We start from the raw sequence: 17,865 nt of genomic DNA, 5'->3' as shown, positions 1-17,865 counted from the left end.
CGTGTCGAATCTTCCCCCTGAGCCCGTTGATCCGCCGGGCGTCCCAGACTCCGTCGACTGGGACGCGTTCCTCGGCGGGCGGGCACCGGGTGAAGACGCCCCTGAGGCCGCCCCGGTCGCCGCCGCCCCGGTGGCGCCGCTCCCCTCCCGGCGCACCGTCCGCGGTTCGCACATCGGCGGCACGCGATCCGGCCGGCGCACGCAGCTCGCCCCGCCGCGGGAGAAACGCAGCCGAAGGGGAGCCTGGGGCTGCCTGATCGTGCTCCTGGTCCTGGTCGGCCTCGCCGCCGGCGCGGCGGCGTTCCTGCAAGGGCCGATCGCCCAGCTGGTCGCCAGCGTGCAGGGGCCGGCCGACTACACCGGCACCGGCGAGAAGAAGGTCGTCTTCATGATCCACGACGGCGAGACCGGGCAGGACATCGCCCAGGCCCTGACCGACCAGGACGTGGTCAAGAGCTTCGACGCGTTCTACGACCTGCTGCTCAAGGAATCTCCGGCCCCGGTGTTCCAGCCCGGCGCCTACCAGCTCTCCGCGAAGATGAGCGCCCGGGCGGCGCTCGACGCCCTGGTCGACCCGGCCAACAAACTCAAGCAGACCGTGGTGGTGCCGGAGGGTACCGCGGCCGTCGACGTGCTCCAGCTGATCAGCGAGGGCACCAGCCTGCCGCTCGCCGATCTCACGGCCGCCGCGGCCGACCTGGCGTCCTTCGGGCTGCCGGCCGAGGCGACGTCCCTCGAAGGCTTCCTGTTCCCCGCCACCTACACCTTCCCGCCCGGGGTGTCGGCGCACGACGCCGTGAAGACCCTCGTGGACCGGCAGTTCACGGCCCTGGACGACGCCGGGGTCGCCCCGGCCGACCGGTGGCGCACCGTGGTGCTCGCCTCGCTCATCCAGCGGGAAGCCGGCCTCGCCCCCGACTTCTACAAGGTCTCCCGGGTCTTCCTCAACCGGCTCGACCCGGTCCAGTGGGAGAGCGGGCTCCTCCAGTCCGACGCCACCGTGGCCTACGGCACCGGCAAGACCGACCTCGTGACGACGACGGATGCCGAACGCGCCGACGCAGGCAACGGATACAACACCTACGTGCACCCGGGGCTCCCCGTCGGGCCGATCTCCAACCCGGGCGACCTCGCCATCGACGCGGCCCTGCACCCGGCGGACGGCAGCTGGCTGTTCTTCGTCACCTGGAACCTCGACACCGGGGAGACGATCTTCTCCACCACCGCGGACGAGCACGAGGCCGCCGTGGTGAAATGGCAGGCCTGGATGAAGGAGCACCCCGAATATGGTTGATTCCACCGCGTTCACCGGAATTCCCGCAGGCAACCGGCTCGCCGTGCTCGGCTCGCCGATCGCCCACTCGCTCTCACCCGCCCTGCACCGGGCCGCCTACGCGGCGCTCGGCCTCGATTGGCGCTACGACGCCATCGACGTCCCGGCAGGCAGCCTGGGCGAGTTCCTCGCCGGTCTCGACTCCGACTGGCGCGGTCTGTCACTGACCATGCCGTTGAAGCACGAGGTGCTCGGCCACCTGGCCGGCCTGGACCGGGTCGCGACCGTGACCGGCTCGGCGAACACGGTGCTCGTCCAACTGGCCGACGGCCGGCGCACCCTGCACGGCTTCAACACCGACGTCACCGGCATGGTCAGGGCCCTGGCCGAAGGCGGGCTGCGCCGCGCGAGCCACGTGACCGTTCTCGGCGCCGGTGCGACCGCGGCGTCCGCGGTCGTCGCCGCCGCCGAGCTGGGCGCCGAAACGGTCGAGGTGCTCGCGCGCACCCCGGCCAGGGCTGCCCCGCTGGTGGAACTGGGCCGCAGCGTCGGGGTCGTCGTGACCGTCGCCTCCTGGGCCGGCACGTCCGAGCCCGGCCGCGCCGGCGACCTCGTGATCAGCACCCTGCCCGGCGGCGTCACCCCGCGGGACGACTTCCCGGCCGGCCTGCGCAGGCAGGCCCTGCTCTTCGATGTGAGCTACTCGCCGTGGCCGAGCGCCCTGGCGTCCTCCTGGCTCGAGGAGGGCGGCACCGTGATCTCCGGACTGGAGCTGCTGCTGCACCAGGCCCTCGTGCAGGTGCGCATCTTCGTGAGCGGCGATCCGTTCGAACCGTTGCCCGGCGAGGACGCGGTGCTCGCCGCGATGCGCGGCGCGCTGACCCGACAGCCTGTGGAAGAATAAGCGCATGCTTCGTTGGCTCACCGCCGGAGAGTCCCACGGCCCCGAACTCATCGCCATTGTCGAGGGTTTGCCCGCTGGAATCCCGGTCTCTCTTGATGCGATCCGCCTCGATCTTGCGCGCCGCAAACTCGGCTACGGTCGAGGCGCCCGGATGTCTTTCGAACAGGACGAACTGAACGTCTCCGGGGGAGTGCGGCACGGTTTCACCCTCGGCGGGCCGGTCGCCCTGCGGATCGGCAACACCGAATGGCCCAAATGGGTCGACGTGATGAGCCCCGAACCGGTGGACGCCTCGGCAACCACCCGCGGCCGTGGCGCCCCGCTCACCCGCCCCCGCCCCGGCCACGCCGACCTGGCCGGCATGCAGAAATACGGCTTCGACGAGGCCCGCCCGGTGCTCGAGCGCGCCAGCGCCCGGGAGACCGCCGCCCGGGTCGCCCTCGGTGCGATCGCCCGGTCCTTCCTCGCCGAACTCGGCATCACCCTGGTCAGCCACACCCTCGCGATCGGTCCGGTCCGCGTCCCGGAGGGCTCACCGCTGCCGACCGCGGCCGATGTCGACCTGCTCGACGCCGACCCGCTGCGCTGCTTCGACGCCGCCACCTCGGCCCTCATGGTCGCCGAGGTCGACCTCGCGCACAAGGAGGGCGACACCCTGGGCGGTGTCGTCGAGGTGCTCGCCTACAACCTTCCTCCCGGGCTCGGGTCGTTCGTGCACTGGGACCGTCGCCTCGACTCGCAGCTCGCGGCCGCGCTGATGGGAATCCAGGCGATCAAGGGGGTCGAGGTCGGCGACGGCTTCCTCACCACGACCCGCCGCGGCTCCGACGCGCACGACGAACTGGTCCAGGCCGACGGGGCCATCCAGCGCGTCAGCGACAAGGCCGGCGGCACAGAAGGCGGCATGAGCACCGGAACCGTGCTGCGAGTGCGGGCCGGCATGAAGCCGATCGCCACGATCCCGCGCGCGCTCCGCACCGTCGACGTCGCCACCAGCGAGGCGGCACCGGCGCACCACCAGCGCTCGGATGTCTGCGCCGTGCCGGCCGCCGGAGTGGTCGCCGAGGCCATGGTCGCCCTCGTCCTCGCCAACTCGGTGCTCGAGAAGTTCGGCGGCGATGCCCTCGAGGAGACCCGGCGCAACCTGGAGTCCTACCTGGCGAACATTCCCGCGAACCTCAAAACGGGCGCGTCGAGCGACGCCTCGCTGTGAGCCGGCGGCGCTCGACGACCCGGTCAGGGTCGGGGCGGAGAGCGTGACGGAGCATCCGTTGCTGCCCCTGGTGCTGATCGGGCCGATGGCCTCCGGCAAGTCGAAGGTCGGTCGCCGGGTCGCGAAAGCCCTCGACCTGCCGTTCATCGACACCGACACCCGGATCGTCGCCGCTCACGGTCCGATCCGGGAGATCTTCGAGACGCACGGCGAGGAGCGCTTCCGCGCGCTCGAACGCCAGGCCGTCGCCGACGCCGTCGCCGAGGACGCCGTGGTGTCCCTGGGCGGGGGAGCCGTGCTCGACCCTGCCACCCAGGCCGCCCTCGCCCGGTGCACCGTGATCTACCTGAGCGTCTCCGCGAATGCCGTCAGGGCCCGCATCGGCGGCGGGAAACGACCGCTGCTGAAGGACGGCCTCGCCGACTGGAAACGCATCTACGCCGAACGCCGGCCCCTTTACGAAGCGCTGGCGAACGTGCGCTTCGACACCTCACATCGACCGCTTGACGTCATCGCCAGAGACGTCGTGAAATGGGTAAGAAAGAGATCGTGACCGCAACAACTGAGCCGAAATTCACCGTACCGACCGCCGAGACCACGGCGACGACCGTGATCCGGGTGGGCGGCACCGAACCGTACCCGGTCATCGTGGGCCGCGGCCTCGTCGGCGACATCAGCGAACAGCTCGGCGACAAGGTCGCCAAGGTGCTGATCGTGCACACCTCCACCCTCGGTGCGAGGGCAGTGGCCCTCCGCGAGAGCCTGCTGGGCCGCTACGAGGTGCTGATCGCCGAGGTGCCCGACGCCGAGGCCGCGAAACGGGTCGAGGTTGCCGCGTTCTGCTGGCAGGTGATGGGTCAGGCCGATTTCAGCCGCACGGATGCCGTGATCGGCTTCGGCGGCGGCGCCGTCACCGACCTGGCCGGCTTCGTCGCCGCCACCTGGTTGCGCGGGGTGCGCCTCGTGCAGATCCCGACGAGCGTGCTCGGCATGGTCGACGCCGCCGTCGGCGGCAAGAACGGCATCAACACCGCCGAAGGCAAGAACCTGGTCGGCACCTTCTACGCGCCGGCGGCGGTGATCTGCGACCTCGACGTGCTCGACGACCTCCCGCGCAACGAGATCCTCGCCGGTTTCGCCGAGATCGTGAAGGCCGGCTTCATCCAGGTTCCCGAGATCCTCGACATCGTCGAAGCGGATGTGGCCGTGGTGACCGACCCGACCACACCCCAGTTCCGGCGGGTGCTCGAGCTCGCGATCGAGATGAAGGCGCGCGTCGTCGGCGAGGACTTCAAGGAGGCCGGACTCAGGGAGATCCTGAACTATGGGCACACGCTCGGCCACGCCGTCGAGCATGCGGAGCGCTACGGCTGGCGCCACGGCGCCGCCGTCGCCGTCGGGATGATGTTCGCGGCCGAGCTGGCCCGGCTGAGCGGACGGCTCTCGGACGAGGCCGTCGACCGGCACCGCCGCATCCTCGAGTCCCTGACCCTGCCGACGAGCTACCCGGTCGGCCGCTGGAACACCCTCCTGGCCACCATGCAGCGGGACAAGAAGACCCGCAGCGGAATGCTGCGGTTCATCGTGCTCGACGACATCGGCAAGCCGACCGTGCTCGAAGGACCGGACGCTTCGCTCCTGTTCGCCGCCTACCAGGAGATCGGTTCCTGACCGGCGGCTGTTGTGCAGGCTGTGCAAGCATCCGGTCTCGTGTGTCTAGAATGACAAACGACCGGCGGATGGACCTCGGTCGCCCCTGACCCAGCCGATCGGAGGTTCGCGTGACGAGTCCGTGGACCGTTGACCCGACCGGCGAGCTCGGCCCCGAGCTGTTCATGAAGCTGGAACAGGCACACGAGGCCGCGCTCACCGACCGGATCGTGCGCTCCGGAGTGCGCCGGCTGGTGCAGGAATCCTGGGACCGGTCGCTCACCCTCCGCCTCGACCCGTCGAAGCCGGCGCCGGAGCGCGAGCTCAGCGCCGAGGAGCTCCGGGAGCTGCGCGACCGGCATCCGCTCGCCGCCGTTCTGCCCGTGGTGCACAACCTGCTGATCCGGCACGCCTTCGCCTCCGGCCTGATCGTGGCCATCGGCGACGAACTCGGCCGCCTGCTCTGGATCGACGGTGACCGCGTCGTTCGGCGGAAGGCCGAGGGAATGCTGTTCGTGGAGGGGTCCGACTGGTCGGAGCGCCGGGTGGGCACCAGCGCGCCCGGCACGGCGCTGGCCCTGGACCACGGCATCCAGATCCAGCGCGCCGAGCACTTCAGCCAGCTCGCGCATCCGTGGAGCTGCACCGCGGTCCCGATCCACGACCCGGACACGGGGGCGATCCTCGGCGTCATCGACATCACCGGCGGCGCGGAGGCGGTGGCACCGCAGACCCTCCCGCTGGTGGAGGCCGCCGTGGCCGCGATGGAGGCCGAGCTGCGGATCCAGCGGCTCACCCGCCCAGCGGGCCGGCCCCGGATGACCAGGCCCCACGCCGCCGCCGTGTCCGCACCGGCGGGCCGGCCCCGGATGACCAGGCCCCACGCCGCCGCCGTGTCCGCACCGGCGCCCACGCCGCCGACGGTGCCGCTCCGCACGCTGCCCGCGCGCCTGGACGTGCTCGGCCGCGATCACGGACGGCTCGAAAACGGGACGACCTCCGCCGTGATCAGCCCGCGGCACGCGGAGATCCTCACCCTGCTCGCCTGGAACCGCGACGGCCTGTCCGCCGACCGTCTCTCGCTGCTGCTTACCGACCAGTCCAACTCCGTCGACAACCTCCGCGCCGAGATGGTGCGGTTGCGCCGGGTGCTCGAACAGGCGACCCCGCGGATCGGTATCGCCTCTCGGCCCTACCGCCTGGAGTCGGCCATCGACCTCGACGCCCTCCGCGTGCTCGCCCTGCTCGAACGAGGGGCGCACCGGGTGGCGCTCGGGGCGTACCGGGGGCCGGTGCTGCCGAGTTCGACGGCGCCCGGCGTCCAGGAGATCCGGGCCGAGGTCAGCGCACGGCTGCGGGAGGCCATGCTCAGCGACGCCTCGGCCGAGTTGCTGCTCGAGTATGCGCGCACCGACGAGGCCACCTACGACAGCGAGGTGTGGCGCGCGTGCCTCGAACTGCTGCCCGCACGCTCGCCCAAGCGGGCATCCGTCGTGGCCAGGCTGAAGCGGATCGAGGCGGACCTCGACCTCGCAGGCGCCGCGGAGGATGCCCGCAACCTGCCGCAACGGTGAAGCAACCTTCCCTTTCCTAGGCTCGACGCCAGGTCCGCAGCACGCGGCACCCACCGACAACGTCGTCGACGAGGAGAGAACATGACCGTCTATTCCCAGCCCGGAACCCCCGGCTCGCTAGTCACCTTCAAGCCCCGGTATGAGAACTGGATCAACGGCGGCTGGGTCAAGCCCGTGAAGGGCCAGTACTTCGAGGACATCTCCCCGGTCGACGGGAAACCGTTCGCCGAGGTTGCCCGCGGAACGGCCGAAGACATCGAACTGGCCCTCGACGCCGCGCACCGCGCCGCACCCGCCTGGGGCAAGACCACCGCCACCGAGCGCGCGGCGGTGCTCAACAGGATCGCCGACGTCATCGACTCCAACCTCGAACTGCTCGCCGTCGCCGAGACCTGGGACAACGGCAAGCCGATCCGGGAGCCGCTCAACGCCGACCTGCCGCTCGCGAGCGACCACTTCCGCTACTTCGCCGCCGCGATCCGGTCCCAGGACGGCGACCACGCCGAGCTCGACAACGACACCGTCTCCTACCAGTTCCACGAACCGCTCGGCGTCGTCGGCCAGATCATCCCCTGGAACTTCCCCATCCTGATGGCCGTCTGGAAGCTCGCCCCGGCCCTCGCCGCGGGCAACGCGATCGTGATGAAGCCCGCCGAACAGACGCCCGTGTCGATCATGGTGCTGATCGAGCTGATCGGCGACATCCTGCCGCCCGGCGTTCTCAACATCGTCAACGGATTCGGCCTGGAGGCCGGCAAGCCGCTCGCCTCGTCGCCGCGCATCCGCAAGATCGCGTTCACCGGGGAGACCACCACCGGCCGCCTGATCCTCCAGTACGCCAGCGCCAACATCATCCCCGCCACCGTCGAGCTCGGCGGCAAGAGCGCCAACATCTTCTTCAGCGACGTCGCCCAGGAGCAGGACAGCTTCTACGACAAGGCGCAGGAGGGCTTCGTGCTCTTCGCCTTCAACCAGGGCGAGGTGTGCACCGCACCGAGCCGGGCCCTGCTGCAGAAGCCGATCTACGAGAGCTTCCTCGCGACCGCCGTTGAGCGCACCCGCAAGGCGATCCAGGGCAACCCGCTCGACACCGCCACCCAGGTCGGCGCGCAGGCCAGCAATGACCAGCTCGAGAAGATCCTCTCTTACATCGACATCGGCAAGCAGGAGGGCGCCCGGCTGGCCCTCGGCGGCGAGCGGGTCGACCTCGGCGGCGACCTCAGCGGCGGCTACTACGTGCAGCCGACCATCTTCGAAGGCAACAACAAGATGCGCATCTTCCAGGAGGAGATCTTCGGCCCGGTGCTCGCCGTGACGAGCTTCAGCGACTACGAGGATGCCATCTCGATCGCCAACGACAACCTCTACGGGCTCGGCGCCGGCGTCTGGTCGCGCAACGGCAACGTGGCCTACCGGGCCGGACGGGACATCCATGCCGGCCGCGTCTGGATCAACAACTATCACCACTACCCGGCCGGCGCCGCGTTCGGCGGGTACAAGAGCTCCGGGATCGGCCGGGAGAACAACAAGCTCGCGCTCGGGCACTACCAGCAGACCAAGAACCTGCTCGTGTCCTACTCCGAGAAGCCGCTCGGCTTCTTCTAACCAGGGCGGATCGCCGGGGGAGCGGCCGCCGCCGAATCAGCGGCGGCCCTCTCCCGGTTCGAACCCAGCCACGCGTCACCCGGAGGAGAACCAGACCATGTCCGAACCCGCATCCACGGCCACCGTCGTCGGCACCCTCACGGTGCCGGGGGAGCACCTGCCCCGGGTCGAACTCAGCGGTACGGCCGTCTCCACCCTGAGGGAGCTGTGGGACGAATTCGGGCCCCTGATGTTCCACCAGTCCGGCGGCTGCTGCGACGGCAGCTCGCCGATGTGCTTCCCGGCCGGGGAGTTCATCACCTCCGACCGCGACGTGCTCCTCGGCCGCCTCGACATCGCCCCGGCCGGGGCCGAACCCCGGTCGATCGAATTCTGGATCTCCGCCGAGCAGTTCGAATACTGGAGCCACACCTTCCTCACCGTCGACGTCGTCCCCGGTCGGGGGAGCGGGTTCTCGGTCGAGGCGCCGCGCGGGGTGCGGTTCCTGATCCGGTCACGCCTGATGGACTCCTTCGCCTGACTCGCCGGCCCGACTCGCTTGCCTGACTCGCCGGCCTGATTTGCCCGCCTGACCGGTGTGCCCGGTTCTCCTCCACAGGACCCGCGGCGGGGCCGACCCTGTGCACAGCCGCACCGCCGGCGCACGCCGGGGGCATCCTGATCGGCATGACACTCTCCCTCCGCATCGAAGACTCCGCCCCCGTGACGACCAGCGACGAGGCCAGGGAACGCGTGCGCGACCTGGTCGGGCACGCGATCCGGCCCCAGCTCTGGTTCATGCTGCTCGACCGTCACGGCCGCCAGCTGCCACTGCTGATCCCGGTGGACGGCATCCCGCTGCGCCCGGAGCCCGGCAGCGCGACCGTGCTGGCGGCCGGGCTGAACGACCTCCTCGGCGAACTCGCCCCCGGCGGCAGCGTCATCCTGACCCTGGAACGGCCCGGTTCAGCGGCCCTGACCGCTCCCGATCAGGCCTGGGCCGGTGAACTCGCCGCAGCATTCGGCACGGTCGTCCCGATCACGGGCATGTTCGTGGCGCACGACGACGGCGTCTGCGACCTGACGGCCTGAGCGGGTCGCCGCACCCCTCGACTACTCTGGGGAGGTGAATGAGACCCTGCCCCCGTGCCCTGAATGCTCCAGCGAACTCAGCTATGAGATGGGTGCCCTGCTGGTCTGCCCTCTCTGCGCGCGCGAATGGGCCGCCGAGCCCGGCAACGAGGCCGAGCCGGCCGGAGAGGCCGTGATCACGGATGCGTTCGGCACCGTCCTGACCGACGGCGACACCGTCACGGTGATCAAGGACCTCAAGGTCAAGGGCAGCTCCAGCGTGATCAAGGTCGGCACCAAGGTTCGCGGCATCCGCCTGGTCGACGGCGTCGGCGACCACGACATCGACTGCAAGGTGGATGGCGTCGGCCCGATGCAGCTCAAGTCCAGCCTGGTGAAGAAGGTCTGACCGGCCAGGCTGCTTCAGCGAATCCTGACCGCCCGCAGGGTGGCTTGTCTGTCCTGCTGTCGACTGACCATCTCGGTGATCCAAATGGGCGCGAACGGTGAGGTGCAACCCGGGGGAGTGGGGTAGTCCTTGAGCACCTCGAGGCGCTCACCGATGTCGATGGCACGAGCGCGGTACTCGGCGTGCTCGATCCCGATCTGGGCCAGGCACTGGTTCATCGCCCATTGCAGGCGATCAGGGGCATCCCGCAGCTCAGCCTCGATGGTGTCGAGCAGGCCGGAGAGATCGAGGTCGTCGGCTGCTTTCACGATACGTTCGGAGGTCAGCGCCCAGCCGGCACTCGCGACCACCGGGTCGGGGTCGGCGAACCAGACCCGGCGAAGCTCGTCGGCGTGCGAGTTCTTCTTCACGACGTAGTTCACGAACCAGTCCTGCACCTTGGGCGTTCTCGCCTGCCGCAACATGGCGTCCAGTTCGTCGCGCTCGAACGTTCCCGGACGACAGACCAGCAGAGAGAGAAGTCGCGCCGCGGTGTCCTCCGTCGCCCACAGTTCGCCGGCAAGCTTCGGTTGGGTCTTCAACCGTCTAGCGAGCACGCGAAGCCTACTGAGGTTCACGCCGTGGTCGTCGCCATGTCTGGCGTTCACCTCGCGGGATCTGGGGTCCTCGAGAGCAGCCAATTCGGCCAACACCTCGGTCAACGTCGTTCCGGTTGCCGTCGTCTGGGCCATCCCAGCCTCCTGCCATTACGTGTGGGATTCAGCCTACGATGAAGATCCGGCTGCTGGCAGGTCGATCCAGGCCGACGCCGCCGTGCTGTCAACACGTGGTCTCGGTCGCCGGACTTATTCCTCCCCGTTGTTGCGGGATCCGTGCTCGTCTACTATCGTACAATCAAATGGTTGTATCAGAGCTTTCCGGTCAGGATGTGAACCGTATCTTCCGCGCCCTCGCGGACTCGACGCGGCGCGACATCCTGCGCCGCACACTCGTCATGGACGTATCGGTGTCTCAATTGGCCGACTCCTACGTGATGTCCTTCGCGGCCGTCCAGAAACACGTCGCCGTTCTGGAGGACGCAAGGCTCGTGACCAAGGAAGCACGCGGCCGCGAGCGGATGGTGCGGGGAAACCTTGATCGCATCCGCCAGGCGCAGCGCCTGCTCGATCGCTTCGAGGAGGTCTGGCGTGCGCGCATCGACCGTCTCGACATCCTTCTGGCTGAAGGCGATCCCGCTCCACCTGAGACCTGAGACCTGACACCTGAGACCTGAGACCAGAGACCAGACACCTGACACCTGACCGAAAGGAAGATCATGCCCGTCACCTCCGTCGAGAAGGACCTCGACCAGCTCACCATCACGATCGTCGCCGACTTCACGGCCCCGCTCCGTCGGCTCTGGGATGCGTACACCGATCCGCGCCAGCTGGAGAGGTTCTGGGGACCACCGACCTATCCGGCGACGTTTCTTCGGCACGACGCCGTGGCAGGCGGACGCAGCGTGTACGTGATGACCGGCCCCGAGGGAGACGCGCACTACGGCTGCTGGGAGTGGACGTCGGCCGACGCTCCCCGCGCGTTCGAAGTGCTCGACAGTTTCGCCGACGAAGCCGGCCAGCCCGACCTCGGCCTCCCGACCACGCGGATGGACTTCGCTTTCGAAGAGACGAACGGCGGGAGTCGTCTGAAGACGACGTCGCACTTCGACTCTCTCGAACACATGCAGCAACTCCTGGAGATGGGCATGCTGGAGGGCACCCGCCAGGCAATGGCCCAGATCGACACGGTGCTGGCCGATCTGGCCTCTTTCGCCACCGAGCGTAAGGCGGAGGCGCAGGTCCTCAGCGACACCCAGGTGCGGGTGGCACGTGTCATCCGCGGCACCGTCGACCAGGTCTGGCGTGCGCATACCGATGCCGCACTCATGAAGAAATGGCTGCTCGGGCCCGACGGATGGTCGATGCCCGTCTGTGAGGTCGCGACCGCGGTCGGCGACACGTACCGCTACGAGTGGCAGCGGGATGGCGGCGACGAACGATTCGGTTTCACCGGCGAACTGCTCGAGTCTGAAGAGCCGTACCGGGCGGTCACAACCGAGGCGATGATCGGAATGGACTTCCCGGCAACGCTCAACGAGCTGACCCTCACCGCTGTCGAGGGTGGAACCCTGCTCTCACTCGTGATCACGTATGCGAACGCCGAGCAGCGCGACGCGGTCCTGGCGACCGGCATGACCGACGGCATGGAGACAAGTTACCAGCGTCTGGAGGGGATGTTGCAGCCGACTCTGGCCTAGTCAGGAAGGCGGTCGCCGCCGAACGACGGCGGCGACCGCACCGATTTCGACGAGCGCTCAGGGCACGCCGAGTCCGCGCCATCCGTGACGTGCGCGCTGGCCCGCGGGTCTCGAGCCGCCCCCTAGGCTGGGTGGATGAGCAGAGTCCTCGTCCTGAACGGTCCGAACCTGGGGCGCCTCGGCAGTCGCGAACCCGACGTCTACGGTTCGGCGAACCTCGAGCAACTGCGCACCATGCTCACGGGGGCGGCCCCGGAGGGGGTCACGGTCGACGTGCGCCAGACCGACGACGAGGCCGAGCTGATCCACTGGCTCTACGAGGCCGTCGACGAGCGCATCCCCGTCATCCTGAACCCGGCCGCGTTCACCCACTACAGCTACGCCCTGCGGGATGCCGCGGCTCTCGTCACCAAGGCGGGCGTCACCCTGGTCGAGGTGCACCTCTCCAACCCGCACGCGCGGGAAACCTTCCGTCACACCAGCGTGGTCAGCGCCGTGGCGACCGGCGTGATCGCCGGTTTCGGCTTCGACTCCTATCGGCTCGCCCTGGACTTCATCACCCGCTCGCTCTGACGCCGGCCGTCGGCCACTGACCGGGCCGGACGCTCCCTTTGGCGCGCGACCCCGGGGCCAACTACACTCGTCTGAGGCCTTTCGGCCGCGCACCTTCCTAATTGAACCAATTGAACGGAACACCCTTCCATGGCATCAACCGCCGATATCCGCAATGGCGTCGTCCTCAACATCGATGGCCAGCTGTGGGCAGTCACCGATTTCCAGCACGTCAAGCCGGGCAAGGGCGGTGCGTTCGTTCGCACCAAACTGAAGAACGTCGTCACCGGCAAGACCGTCGACCGCACCTTCAACGCCGGCGCCAAGATCGAGACCGAGAACGTCGACCGCCAGGACTTCCAGTACCTGTACGCCGACGGCGATTCGTATGTCTTCATGGACGTCTCCGACTTCGACCAGCTGCACGTACCGGCCGTCGTCGTCGGCGACGCCGTGAACTTCATGCTCGAGAACCAGAACGTGACCATCGCCCTGCACAACGGCAACCCGCTCTATGTCGAGCTGCCGGCATCCGTTGTGCTCGAGATCACCTACACCGAGCCTGGCCTCCAGGGCGACCGTTCCACCGGCGGCACCAAGCCGGCCACCGTGGAAACCGGCTTCCAGATCCAGGTGCCGTTGTTCCTCGAGCAGGGCACCCGCGTCAAGGTCGACACTCGCACCGGTGACTACCTGGGCCGCGTCAACTAGTGAGCGCACGGACCAAGGCGCGCAAGCGCGCCCTCGACATCCTCTACGCCGCAGATGTGCGCCAGACGACCATCCCGGAGTCGCTCGCGGTCGAAGCCGAGCGGGCCGCCAACGAGCCCGCCCGGATGGCCTCCTGGCTGTACGCGCGCGACATCGTCGACGGGGTCGTCGAGCACCGCGAGGAGATCGACGAACTGATCGAGACCTACTCGCAGGGCTGGTCCCTGGCCCGGATGCCCACCGTCGACCGCGCGATCCTGCGCATCGGCATCTGGGAGATCCTCTTCAACGATGCCGTGCCGCACGCGGTAGCCATCGACGAAGCGGTCGAGTCGGCGAAGATCCTCTCAACGGATGACTCAGCCGGCTTCGTCAACGGACTGCTCGGCCGGATCGCCCAGACCGCGCCATCCGCGTAGTATTCCAGCAAGGGTATGCGAGCAGGGGGACCACGATGACCATCGAGCCGACGGAACCGCAGCCGGGTAACCAGTTCCCGCAGGGCTACGGCCAGCCGCCGTACATCCCGTTTCCGCCGGCGCCGAAGACCAACACCCTGGCGATCGTGTCGCTCGTGTCGTCGTTCTTCGTCTCCCTCGTCGCGGTCATCACCGGCCACATCGCCCTCGGGCAGATCAAGCAGCGGGGCGAAGCCGGGCGAGGGCTGGCCGTCGCCGGCCTGATCATCGGCTACGTCGGCATCGCCGCCACGGCGTTGTTCGTTGTGCTCGCAATCGCCTTCGCTGCCACCTTCGGCGCCATCATCGCTGCCGTCGCCGGTGGAGCGGCAGCGCCCTACCCGTTCGGCTCCGATACCTCCACCGAAGCCCCGTCCGAGCCGGGCTCCCTCACCGGCCGGCTGGGGGCCGCGGACTTCGACGCAGGCTACCTCGCTGTCGGCACCGGCCCGATGACCGTCGACGTCTACTTCGACCCGATGTGCCCGTACTGCAAGCAGTTCGAGGACGCCAACGGGGCTCAGCTGCGGGCCGCTGTCGACAGCGATGCCATCACCCTGCGGTTGCACGCGTTGACCTTCCTCGACCCGGCATCGAACGGGACCGACTACTCCTCACGGGCCTCCGCCGCCCTCACCTGCCAGGCCACCCTGCGCCCGGAGGCCACCCTCGCCTACCTGGCCGCCCTGTACTCGAACCAGCCGGCCGAGAACACGCCCGGCCTCACCGACGACGAGCTGGTGTCGTTGCAGGGTGCCGACCCGGGCTTCGCGGACTGTGTGGCGAGCGGACGCTACCTGACCTGGTCGCAGGACAACACGAAGACGGCCCTGAACGGGCCGATTCCCGGTGCGGAGATCGACTCGATCCAAGGCACCCCGACCGTGCTCGTGGACGGTGCGCAGTACCAGGGACCGATCGACGATCCCCAGGCCTTCGCCGACTTCCTCGCCGGCCGGATGTGATCCGGCTCATGGTGGTTGTCGTCGTCGCAGCTGACCCCCGGGACTAGCCATGGACATCCGTGACGCGGTCCCCACGGACTGGCCGTCGATCTACCCGATCTTCGCCGCGGTCGTCGCCACCGGGCAGAGCTACGCCTACCCGCCCGGCCTGTCCTCCGACGCCGCCAGGCTGCTCTGGCTGGGCCAGGAACGCACCGTCGTCGCCGAGATCGACGGCAGCATCGTCGGCACGGCGATCATGGGACCGAACCGGCCGGGACGCGGGTCCCACATCGCCACCGCGAGCTTCATGGTGGCCCCGGACGCCCAGGGGCAGGGTGTCGGCCGCGCCCTGGGAATCCACATGGTCGACTGGGCGATGACCCGCGGCTATCGAGGCATCCAGTTCAACGCCGTGGTCGAAACGAACGAACCCGCGGTGCGGTTGTGGCGCTCGCTCGGCTTCGACGTCATCGGCACTGTCCCCGGCGCATTCGAGCACCCGGAGCAGGGATTCGTCGGGCTCCACATCATGTTCAGGAGCCTGACTGATGGGGAACCGGCGGTGCCGGACGGCGTGTCCGCCGAGTTGCAGTAACCCGACCCGGCGGACCACCGTTCTGGTTCCGCTTCGCGTGTTAGTCGTCGCGGTGGTCGTCGTGCCGGCTGGACACGCCGGAGGCGATGTATACCGTGCGGTTCGCCGCCGGCTGGATGAGCACCGTCGGGTCCGCACATTCCTCCGGTACCGCGATGGTGTCGCGGGTTCGCCCGTCGCCCGCCGGGCTCAGGCCGAAGGGATCGGTGGAGTCACCGACGGCGCCGCCGCAGACGAGGGTGGCGATGACGGATGCGACGGGGTTGACTCCGGTGCCGCGCGGCGGCGGAATCACGAGACCACGAATGTCGACGGTGATCCGCCCATCCGCACGCACGCGTGCCGTGCTCCGGTCGTTCACCCAGGGCGCAGTCCCAGGGTTGATGCCGGCGATGACCGGGCTCGCCGGAGCCGGCTGGCTTCCCAGAAGGTGGACACGCACGACGGAATGGCCGTCGTGGCTGTGGCCGCCGCCGTCGGCGAAGGCCGGTGCGACCGAGAAAGCGGTGAAGGCAAGAGCGGTGGCGGTGGCCGCGGTGAGTAGCCGGCCGGTTCGAGTGAGGTGCACAATCGTCTCCTTTGTCGCTTGCACTGAGCAGGCCCGGATCCGAAGCCCGCTACTGTTACCAACGACGTAGAGGTGCTGTCGGTTCATCCCGTCCGGTGTCAGGGCGTGACGACCACCTTGCCGAGGACGCGACCCTCGCCGACGCAGGCGAGCGCCGCAGCTACCCCATCGAGTGAGAAGACGCGATCGATGTGGATGCGCAGATCGCCATCGACACAGCGCTCTGCAACGGGTTCGAAGTATGCCGGCCCCTGCCTCGCGATGAGGAATCCCAGGCTGCGCCCGCTGAACAGGCCGAGCAGAGCGCCGACCGTCACAACGCGCAGCAACGTGCGCACGTTGCCGCCGACGAAGAGGTAGCGGCCGCCTCTGGCCACTGCGCGCCGGTAGGCGAACACCGAACGGTGTGCCACGAGATCGAGCACGAGGTCGAACGGCTCGAGCCGGCTGAAGTCCGTGCTGTGGAAGTCCACTGTGGCGTCGGCGCCGAGCCCGCGCAGGTAGTCGAGCTTGCCCGCGTTGTCGACGCCGGTCACATGTGCTCCGGCACGCGCGGCGAGCTGGACTGCGAACGAGCCTGCCCCACCACCTGCCCCGTTGACCAGCACGCGTTGGCCCTGCCGAACGCCGGCCGTTCCCTGAAGCGCGATCGAGCCTGCCTGCGGAAGTGTCGACGCCTCGGCGAACGTCAGCCCCGCCGGCTTCTGCGCGAGCGCCGATTCGGGCGCCACCGCGAATTCGGCGAATCCCCCTTTGAGGCCCAGATTGTCGCCGTACACCTCGTCGCCCACGCGCAGCCGCGTGACGCCTGGCCCGACGGCAGCGACAACGCCGGCGATATCGGAGCCGAGCACCCGCCGGGCCGGGGAACGCAGCCCGCCGATTCGTGCGTACATCGGCGTGCCCCGTAGCCCCTCCCAGTCCGTGAGATTGACGGATGTCGCGGCCACCTTGACCAGCACCTGGTTCGCACCCGGCGCCGGAACCGGAATGTCCTCGACCCTCAGCACCTCGGGCGGACCGTACCGGTCGAAGACGACGGCCCGCATGCGACCAGGAACGGCTGAACCAGAGGATGCGGACATGCGGGTCAGTGTACGCGGGGTCAGGCGCCGCCGATCCGGTCGACATCCGTGTCGGTGACGGCGCGCAACCGGGCGCGGTCAGGTGGCAGCGGGCGACTCCCGCCGGAGGCATCCGCCCAGGCGCTGAATGGGAGGTCGGCCACTGTTCGCGAAGGGGATATGGCTCTACAATCACCGAGCGGGTTCGGTGCCTGGTGGGTGGCTGCTTCGCGAAAGGTGGAAACGAGATGGAGATCCCCAGCAGTGCTCCGGGAGCGAGCGAGCGAGCACCGCGGTTGCCCCCGCGATGGTTCGTCGTGCTGGCCTGGAGGGTGCACAGGACCCTCTATCGGGTCACCGGTGGGCGTCTGGGGCTGTGGCCGGCTCGGGCCCAGCGGTGGGGCACGCTGCGATTGACCACCGTCGGACGCCGCAGTGGTCAGGAGCGGTCGGTGATCCTCGGCTACTACGTGGATGGTGCGAGTTTAGTGACCTTGGCGATGAACGGCTGGGGCGAAGCAGAGCCCGCATGGTGGCTGAACCTCCAGACGCACCCGACGGCTCGGGTGCAGCTCGCCGACGGGACGCGCGAGGTCGTCGCCCACGCCGCGACAGGAGCGGAACGGACGCGGCTGTGGGAGCGGTGGCGGGTCCTGGACAAGGACCTCGACGGGTACGCCAGCCGCCGCCCGTCTGAGACGGCCGTGGTGGTCTTCGAACCGGTGAGGTGACCGGTTCCGTCTCCGCCGGTGCCCGAGCCGGGACCGTCCCGGTGGTCGAGCCGCCCGGCGGTCGAGCTAGTCCAGACCTGGTCCCGGGACTCGGCGGTCGAACGAACCGTGTGGTCGAGCGTGTCGAGACCACGGAGACCGGGAGCCGGGTCAGGGGTGGGCGGCTGTGGCGGTGCGGGCGCGGTTCTGGTTGGCGGGGTGCCAGTTCTGTTTCGGGTCGTACCAGGGTGGGGCTTTGATCTGGGGTGAGCCGCGGACCATACGG

22 protein-coding genes are annotated in these 17,865 nt (G+C 69.1%); 18 read left to right on the top strand and 4 right to left on the bottom strand.

Features of this window, described 5'->3' with window-relative positions:
* Position 1 precedes the first annotated feature (1 nt).
* The 10 genes from mltG (at position 2) to E3O32_RS10350 (ending at position 9,678) form a co-directional block, all read left to right on the top strand.
* The gene (gene mltG / locus E3O32_RS10395; RefSeq protein ID WP_134509248.1) at positions 2-1,294 is read left to right on the top strand and encodes an endolytic transglycosylase MltG; all 1,293 of its coding nucleotides are present in this window, start codon (positions 2-4) and stop codon (positions 1,292-1,294) included.
* Positions 1,287-2,177, top strand: a complete 891-nt coding sequence (locus tag E3O32_RS10390) for a shikimate dehydrogenase (protein WP_134509246.1) — start codon at positions 1,287-1,289, stop codon at positions 2,175-2,177. The genes mltG and E3O32_RS10390 overlap by 8 nt, the downstream gene beginning before the upstream one ends.
* A 4-nt stretch (positions 2,178-2,181) precedes the next feature.
* The gene (aroC, locus tag E3O32_RS10385) at positions 2,182-3,390 is read left to right on the top strand and encodes a chorismate synthase (RefSeq protein ID WP_134509244.1); all 1,209 of its coding nucleotides are present in this window, start codon (positions 2,182-2,184) and stop codon (positions 3,388-3,390) included.
* Between the two features lie 85 nt (positions 3,391-3,475).
* Entirely contained in the window at positions 3,476-3,943 is a 468-nt protein-coding gene (locus tag E3O32_RS10380; RefSeq protein ID WP_134509298.1) for a shikimate kinase, read from the top strand.
* Positions 3,922-5,061 carry a 3-dehydroquinate synthase gene (aroB, locus tag E3O32_RS10375; RefSeq protein ID WP_134509242.1) on the top strand — a complete coding sequence of 380 codons (1,140 nt, stop codon included), beginning with the start codon at positions 3,922-3,924 and terminating at the stop codon, positions 5,059-5,061. The genes E3O32_RS10380 and aroB overlap by 22 nt, the downstream gene beginning before the upstream one ends.
* A gap of 110 nt (positions 5,062-5,171) precedes the next feature.
* Positions 5,172-6,614: a sigma-54-dependent transcriptional regulator family protein gene (locus E3O32_RS10370; protein ID WP_241974780.1), complete on the top strand. Its 1,443-nt coding sequence runs from the start codon at positions 5,172-5,174 to the stop codon at positions 6,612-6,614.
* Between the two features lie 81 nt (positions 6,615-6,695).
* Positions 6,696-8,219 (top strand): acetaldehyde dehydrogenase ExaC, encoded by a 1,524-nt coding sequence (gene exaC / locus E3O32_RS10365; protein WP_134509240.1) that lies wholly within the window; start codon positions 6,696-6,698, stop codon positions 8,217-8,219.
* A gap of 97 nt (positions 8,220-8,316) precedes the next feature.
* Complete coding sequence (locus E3O32_RS10360; protein ID WP_134509238.1) at positions 8,317-8,739, top strand: DUF779 domain-containing protein; 423 nt, start codon at positions 8,317-8,319, stop codon at positions 8,737-8,739.
* 146 nt (positions 8,740-8,885) lie between these two features.
* On the top strand, positions 8,886-9,290 hold the full coding sequence (locus tag E3O32_RS10355) for a hypothetical protein (protein WP_134509236.1): 405 nt from the start codon (positions 8,886-8,888) through the stop codon (positions 9,288-9,290).
* Positions 9,291-9,324: 34 nt separating this feature from the next.
* Positions 9,325-9,678: a zinc ribbon domain-containing protein YjdM gene (locus E3O32_RS10350; protein WP_134509234.1), complete on the top strand. Its 354-nt coding sequence runs from the start codon at positions 9,325-9,327 to the stop codon at positions 9,676-9,678.
* Positions 9,679-9,692: 14 nt separating this feature from the next.
* Here the strand turns inward: E3O32_RS10350 and E3O32_RS10345 are convergent, their stop codons facing one another.
* Positions 9,693-10,409 carry a DNA alkylation repair protein gene (locus E3O32_RS10345; protein WP_134509232.1) on the bottom strand — a complete coding sequence of 239 codons (717 nt, stop codon included), beginning with the start codon at positions 10,407-10,409 and terminating at the stop codon, positions 9,693-9,695.
* Between the two features lie 167 nt (positions 10,410-10,576).
* Between E3O32_RS10345 and E3O32_RS10340 the strand changes: the two genes are divergently transcribed.
* The 7 genes from E3O32_RS10340 to E3O32_RS10310 all read left to right on the top strand — a co-directional run bounded on the left by E3O32_RS10340 (position 10,577) and on the right by E3O32_RS10310 (position 15,237).
* A complete protein-coding gene (locus E3O32_RS10340; RefSeq protein ID WP_134509230.1) occupies positions 10,577-10,930 on the top strand; it encodes an ArsR/SmtB family transcription factor in 354 nt (117 codons plus the stop codon).
* A 63-nt stretch (positions 10,931-10,993) separates the two neighbouring features.
* Positions 10,994-11,974, top strand: a complete 981-nt coding sequence (locus E3O32_RS10335; protein WP_134509228.1) for an SRPBCC family protein — start codon at positions 10,994-10,996, stop codon at positions 11,972-11,974.
* 135 nt (positions 11,975-12,109) lie between these two features.
* Complete coding sequence (locus tag E3O32_RS10330; protein ID WP_134509226.1) at positions 12,110-12,547, top strand: type II 3-dehydroquinate dehydratase; 438 nt, start codon at positions 12,110-12,112, stop codon at positions 12,545-12,547.
* A gap of 129 nt (positions 12,548-12,676) precedes the next feature.
* Positions 12,677-13,237, top strand: a complete 561-nt coding sequence (gene efp / locus E3O32_RS10325; protein ID WP_104100509.1) for an elongation factor P — start codon at positions 12,677-12,679, stop codon at positions 13,235-13,237.
* Positions 13,237-13,656: a transcription antitermination factor NusB gene (gene nusB / locus E3O32_RS10320; protein WP_134509224.1), complete on the top strand. Its 420-nt coding sequence runs from the start codon at positions 13,237-13,239 to the stop codon at positions 13,654-13,656. The genes efp and nusB overlap by 1 nt, the downstream gene beginning before the upstream one ends.
* 35 nt (positions 13,657-13,691) lie before the next feature.
* Entirely contained in the window at positions 13,692-14,660 is a 969-nt protein-coding gene (locus E3O32_RS10315; protein WP_134509222.1) for a thioredoxin domain-containing protein, read from the top strand.
* A 49-nt stretch (positions 14,661-14,709) separates the two neighbouring features.
* Positions 14,710-15,237: a GNAT family N-acetyltransferase gene (locus E3O32_RS10310; protein WP_134509220.1), complete on the top strand. Its 528-nt coding sequence runs from the start codon at positions 14,710-14,712 to the stop codon at positions 15,235-15,237.
* A 40-nt stretch (positions 15,238-15,277) separates the two neighbouring features.
* Here E3O32_RS10310 and E3O32_RS10305 read toward each other — a convergent pair whose 3' ends face one another.
* From E3O32_RS10305 to E3O32_RS17720, 3 genes are all read right to left on the bottom strand, one after another.
* Complete coding sequence (locus E3O32_RS10305; RefSeq protein ID WP_134509218.1) at positions 15,278-15,805, bottom strand: hypothetical protein; 528 nt, start codon at positions 15,803-15,805, stop codon at positions 15,278-15,280.
* Between the two features lie 98 nt (positions 15,806-15,903).
* Positions 15,904-16,890 (bottom strand): NAD(P)-dependent alcohol dehydrogenase, encoded by a 987-nt coding sequence (locus tag E3O32_RS10300; RefSeq protein WP_241974779.1) that lies wholly within the window; start codon positions 16,888-16,890, stop codon positions 15,904-15,906.
* Positions 16,891-16,910: 20 nt separating this feature from the next.
* On the bottom strand, positions 16,911-17,033 hold the full coding sequence (locus tag E3O32_RS17720; RefSeq protein ID WP_255453763.1) for a hypothetical protein: 123 nt from the start codon (positions 17,031-17,033) through the stop codon (positions 16,911-16,913).
* Positions 17,034-17,117: 84 nt separating this feature from the next.
* On the opposite strand from E3O32_RS17720, the gene E3O32_RS10295 reads away from it, so the two are divergent.
* Positions 17,118-17,600 carry a nitroreductase/quinone reductase family protein gene (locus E3O32_RS10295; protein ID WP_134509216.1) on the top strand — a complete coding sequence of 161 codons (483 nt, stop codon included), beginning with the start codon at positions 17,118-17,120 and terminating at the stop codon, positions 17,598-17,600.
* Positions 17,601-17,865 lie beyond the last annotated feature (265 nt).

The sequence above is a fragment of the Cryobacterium mannosilyticum genome, from assembly GCF_004402705.1.
GTDB lineage: Bacteria > Actinomycetota > Actinomycetes > Actinomycetales > Microbacteriaceae > Cryobacterium > Cryobacterium mannosilyticum.
This window is presented reverse-complemented; position numbering and strand designations above follow the sequence as displayed.